At 53.0% G+C, this 4,674-nt stretch carries 5 protein-coding genes and 3 pseudogenes; 1 reads left to right on the plus strand and 7 read right to left on the minus strand.

Annotated features, from left to right (window positions below):
* From C0V97_RS18660 to C0V97_RS09075, 3 genes and pseudogenes are all read right to left on the minus strand, one after another.
* Nucleotides 1-396: pseudogene (locus C0V97_RS18660) on the minus strand (IS6 family transposase); the annotation flags it as partial.
* Nucleotides 397-471: 75 nt separating this feature from the next.
* Entirely contained in the window at nt 472-1,002 is a 531-nt protein-coding gene (locus tag C0V97_RS09070) for a contact-dependent growth inhibition system immunity protein (protein WP_199751766.1), read from the minus strand.
* Nucleotides 999-1,325 carry a hypothetical protein gene (locus C0V97_RS09075; protein WP_127102299.1) on the minus strand — a complete coding sequence of 109 codons (327 nt, stop codon included), beginning with the start codon at nt 1,323-1,325 and terminating at the stop codon, nt 999-1,001. The genes C0V97_RS09070 and C0V97_RS09075 overlap by 4 nt, the downstream gene beginning before the upstream one ends.
* A 28-nt stretch (nt 1,326-1,353) precedes the next feature.
* Here C0V97_RS09075 and C0V97_RS09080 point away from each other — a divergent pair.
* A pseudogene (locus C0V97_RS09080) lies at nt 1,354-2,057 on the plus strand (IS6 family transposase).
* A 53-nt stretch (nt 2,058-2,110) separates the two neighbouring features.
* Here C0V97_RS09080 and C0V97_RS09085 read toward each other — a convergent pair.
* The 4 genes and pseudogenes from C0V97_RS09085 to C0V97_RS18340 all read right to left on the minus strand — a co-directional run.
* Nucleotides 2,111-2,314 (minus strand): annotated as a pseudogene (locus C0V97_RS09085) (IS6 family transposase); the annotation flags it as partial.
* 59 nt (nt 2,315-2,373) lie between these two features.
* On the minus strand, nt 2,374-2,766 hold the full coding sequence (locus C0V97_RS09090) for a hypothetical protein (RefSeq protein WP_127102300.1): 393 nt from the start codon (nt 2,764-2,766) through the stop codon (nt 2,374-2,376).
* A gap of 3 nt (nt 2,767-2,769) precedes the next feature.
* Nucleotides 2,770-3,600: a hypothetical protein gene (locus C0V97_RS09095; RefSeq protein WP_127102301.1), complete on the minus strand. Its 831-nt coding sequence runs from the start codon at nt 3,598-3,600 to the stop codon at nt 2,770-2,772.
* Nucleotides 3,573-4,674: hypothetical protein (locus C0V97_RS18340; RefSeq protein ID WP_158625394.1), on the minus strand; the 1,102-nt coding region annotated here is incomplete at its 5' end. The genes C0V97_RS09095 and C0V97_RS18340, both read right to left, overlap by 28 nt.

Consider the following 4,674-nt stretch of genomic DNA (forward strand, 5'->3'; position numbering starts at 1 on the left):
TGCATAGGATTTGAGCTTGTCAGTGATCATACGACTAGGGCGCAAACCCTGCAGTTTGAGGAGCCGGATCAACAGACGCTTGGCTGCTTTGGTGTTCCGACGGGGCTGCAGGATCTCATCGAGAATAATGCCATCCTGATCGACTGCGCGCTACAGCCAATGGGGCTTGCCACGGATCGCGATCCGCACCTCGTCCAGGTGCCAGATATCATCCGGTCTTGCAGCCTTGCGACGCAGGGAGCGGGCAAAGGCCGCACCAAACTTCAGGCTCCACCGACGGATCGTCTCGTATGAGACGACTATATCCCGCGCGATAAGGATTTCTTAGACAAGACGAAAGCTCGGGGGAAAGCGGAGATAGAGCCATACCGCATGCGCTATCAGTTTACACGGAAAATGGTGCCGTTTGTAGCTCACAGATAACGTTCTCATCATCAGCGTCTATCATGGCGCAATTAATGTGAGAGAACCTCATATACATCTACTCAAAGCAAGACGCGCTGCTACGCCTATCTCTTCCGCGCTGCTATCGGCGGGGATGACTACGTTATCCCCCTCAGAATGTCCATCCAAAGACCATGCCTCTAATTTTTCGTGCTTCCATGGAATGATTATTATACTTCTTTCATCCTTCTCCACTTCACAACTTTTCATATTTTTGAACATGGCTTTTTTTGTCTTATAGCCAAATTTTTCCATGGCCTCCGCTACCCATTTTTTGTAACGCTCATCAGACTTTTTATAATCATACAAGGACATATCATACTTGAGATCTGGATGCGTCACTCCATCGGTTCTTCGCTCAGGGAGAACAAAACGACTCACACCTAACGCCGACAAGATAGCGTGCCCTAAGTCGGATTGGTCAGCATCGTTAGACAAATAGATGTCTTTTCCCAATATATCCCTGATCGAGGAGCGGTAACCCGACGAAGTCGATACATTTATGAATTTTTCATTCATTTTTATATTTGCCAAATACCGCCTCTCAACAATGCTCACTTTAGCTTCCATAGCTTGAGTTCAATCCCTTTTTGAGCAGCATAGTCATACGCTCGCTTGATCTGATCCATTTGTGCAGCGCCAGTCTCGTACGGAATGGCCAGATCCAATTCTCTGCGGATAATTTTGTTCGATTCGACTGACCTTCCGCTCAAACCGTAACCCGAAAATTTCTCAAGAGTATCTATATTTCTTTTGATATCATAATAGACTCTTCCCGGGTTTTTCATTCTACTTGGTGTCATTGTCTCCATGGTTTTCGCACTGACCGCGAGGCCAGTAGATTCATCGAAAAAATCTATCGTTCTGAACGGTGATGTCACGTTAAGAGCGGCGTGTTAGACGCGAGCGATGAGAGCGTCATGTGTAAGCTACAAACGACACCGATTTCCTCGTGAGCTGATCGCTCATGCGGTATGGCTGTATTTCCGCTTCCCGCTGAGCTTTCGTCTTATTGAGGAAATGCTGCTCGAGCGGGGTATAGTCGTCTCATACGAGACGATCCGTCGATGGAGCCTGAAATTCGGTGCGGTCTATGCCCGATCTCTGCGACGCAGGAAGGCTCGGCCTGGTGATCTTTGGCATCTGGACGAAGTGCGGATCGTGATCCGTGGTAAGCCTCATTGGCTGTGGCGCGCAGTCGATCAGGATGGCTATGTTCTCGACGAAATCCTGCGACCCGCCGGAACACCAAAGCAGCCAGGCGCCTGTTGACCCGGCTCCTCAAACGGCAGGGGGTGCGCCCCAGTCGCATGATCACCGACAAGCTCAAATCCTATGGGGCAGCAAGACGCAAACTTGGTCTCTCGATCCGGCATCTCTCGCATAAGGGCCAGAACAACCGGGCGGAGAACAGTCATCTTCCTTTGCGAAAACGCGAGCGCATCATGCAGAAATTCCGCTCACCGGGCGGGTGTCAGCGCTTCGTGTCCGTCTTCTCAGCCATCCGAAATCTCTTCGTCCCATCCGCTCGCATCACCACCGCCCTTTCTCGTCACATCCATCGTGTCCGGGCTCTCGCCCAATGGAATAACGCGACCACTCTCAGCGCCTGAATACTCATTCCCCGGGCGTCGCCTACCTCACATCAGTTAACGTGACATCACCCATCCAGGTGCCAGACATCATCCGGTCTTGCTGCCTTGCGACGCAAGGAGCGTGCGTAAGCTGTGCCGAACTTCAGGCTCCATCGATGGATCGTCTCATACGAGACGACAATGCCCTGCTCGAGAAACATCTCTTCCACGAGGCGAAAGCTCAAAGGGAAGCGGAAATACAGCCATACCGCATGAGCGATCAGCTCACGAGGAAATCGGTGTCGTTTGTAGCTCACGCACGACGCTTTCATCACCCGCGTCTAACACGCCACAGTTAACGTGACAGCATTCCTGAGCCTAACGTGACATCACCGATCCACAGCCTTACATCTTCAAGGACTGTTTTTATCCAGCCCCAATAATCGTCATATTGATTGCAAATATCATATCCGCCATCAGTCCATCCATGTATAATTAAGACCCTTTTTTGAGTTTCGTTTTCATAATTAAAGAAACATGCGATATCATCATTGTCCTGCCTTCTAGCAAAAGCAATAATGTTCTTAAATTCACTATTTTTCGGCCATCGTTCGTCAATCGAAAATATCTGTTCATCTGATAAAAAATACCACGGTTCTAATTGGCTGAATGGCTCGTAGCCAGCCAAGCCTTTTTCACGAAACCAATGATATCCTCGAGGAAATGATAAATTGAAAACATGGTCCATGGTTTACACTCTATTTGAAGGTTTAGGTAATTTTGGTGGTGTTGGTGTGCCCGTTGGCCCCAAAGGCGGGCGCTGATTACCCGCTCTGTATGCTGCAGCTTCTCCCCAAGTTGAGGCATTACCAAAACGACCAATCATGCTGGTGGGTAGTGGCTCAGATGGAAGATGAACTCGTGCGGGGATACTATCAATTCCTAGTTCTAAAGCCACAGCCGCACGGGTATGATCCACTGTTGCTAGTCCATCCTGAGTCTGAATAACGTCAATCGGCGGACCATTGTAACCATTCTCTGACATGCTTTTACGAAGAGTATCAGCACGCCCCCTGCCCCCGGCTGTCGTTTGGGTCCATCTCAGCTTCGACGGGTCGACATGGACTACATTCCCCCCACCCCCGGCGCTCTCGCCGATATGCGCAGCATTCTTTGAGGCACCACTCTCAAGGAGACTCTTTTCTACAACACCTTTTTCATATACGCCGAGCAGCCCCGCCATGGCGCCCCATTTTTTCCAGTCATTCGGATCTTCATCGGGATCGGGCAGTTTTTGCAATTCTGGCTGCGGCTCTGATGTGGATGTCTTTGACGTATCTCCTTTCTGCTCGGCATTGACCGTCGTATTACCCGAAACCTCCGCCGGAGAGCGGAGATAAACGTAATATTTGTACCCACCATAAACCGTGACTGCAATCGCAGCACCAGCCAAGACCTCTGGGGTCGCAACGGCAGCAAACACCGGGCCTGCAACCGCTATAGCGCCCTTCGCAACAATAGGCGCCGCCTTTACAACTGCCTCACGCCCCGCCTCTACTGCAAACTCGAGTTCCGAGGCCACAGCTTCTCCGATGTGACCCCCGAGATTATATTGCTTGAGGCCTGTGACGCACCGTTGAGCGCATTGATGCCCGTGCTGCCAGTTCCCGCCCCTCCGATCATACCCCCTAACGCGCCAGCGCCGGAACCAATCAGGTTTTCCATCGCCGAGGCGAGCATGACCGCATCGTCAATATTGCCGTTACTATGAGCCAGAGCCCATCGGGATACACCCGCCAATGCTGCCGACGTTGCCAGTCCACCCGCTGCGGTTCCGGCTGCAGCTGCGCCGATATTACCCCCTGAGACAGCGGCCACGGCTGTATTCGCCGCTGTCTCAAGCGCGATACGACCGTAGCTGTTCGCGATCCCTTTCTCGCCAAACCCTGCGACGCCAGCCTTTTCCAATTGATCGGCCACAAGCCCGCCGACCTCACCGGCCAGCTGTCCGCCCAGATGCTGTGCCTGGAGCTGATTGGTCAGCTTCTTCGCGTCGAAGCCATTCTCAAGTGCCGCATTGGCTTTCGCCACATCGGTCGTATAATGGCCGGATATACTTCCGGCATTGACCGTAATGTTACCGCTGATCGCAGACTGGCTCTCGCTCGTCTCGTCATGCGTGCGGCCACCACCCATCATGCCCGCTGCGCCCGACGCGAGATTCGTCCCCACAGCACCCAGAATGCCCATCGTGCTGCCCAGCACATCCGTGCCGAGGCTCATCGACATGCCTGTCTGCGTCGCCTTCCACTGCGATACATTCGTCACGCTGTTCGCAACAAGGCTGCCCGTGTTGAAGTGGTTCTTCGCCGCTTCCGCCTGGCTGTCGATCACCCCTGCCGTCAGGCTGGTCTGACCCGCCACATCCACGCCGATGCCGTTCTCACCCGCATAGAGTCCTGAGAGGGTCGAGCCCGTCGTGGCAAAATGATCGGTGACTGTCTGGTTAAGTCCACTGCCACCAATACCGGTCTTGTAGCCAAGGCTCAGTTGGCCACCGCTCTGGCTCGCTGTGCTGCGATAATCGGACGTATTCTGCGGGCTCGTGATGTTCAGGCTGCCCGCAGCCAGATCCAGGCGCGGGGCCGTGACCGTC

The sequence above is a fragment of the Asaia sp. W19 genome, from assembly GCF_003994335.1.
Classification (GTDB): domain Bacteria; phylum Pseudomonadota; class Alphaproteobacteria; order Acetobacterales; family Acetobacteraceae; genus Asaia.

Excerpts from the sequence above, each read along its gene's own strand:
- C0V97_RS09090 (WP_127102300.1), bottom strand. The coding sequence starts at position 2,766 with ATGGACCATGTTTTCAATTTATCATTTCCTCGAGGATATCATTGGTTT.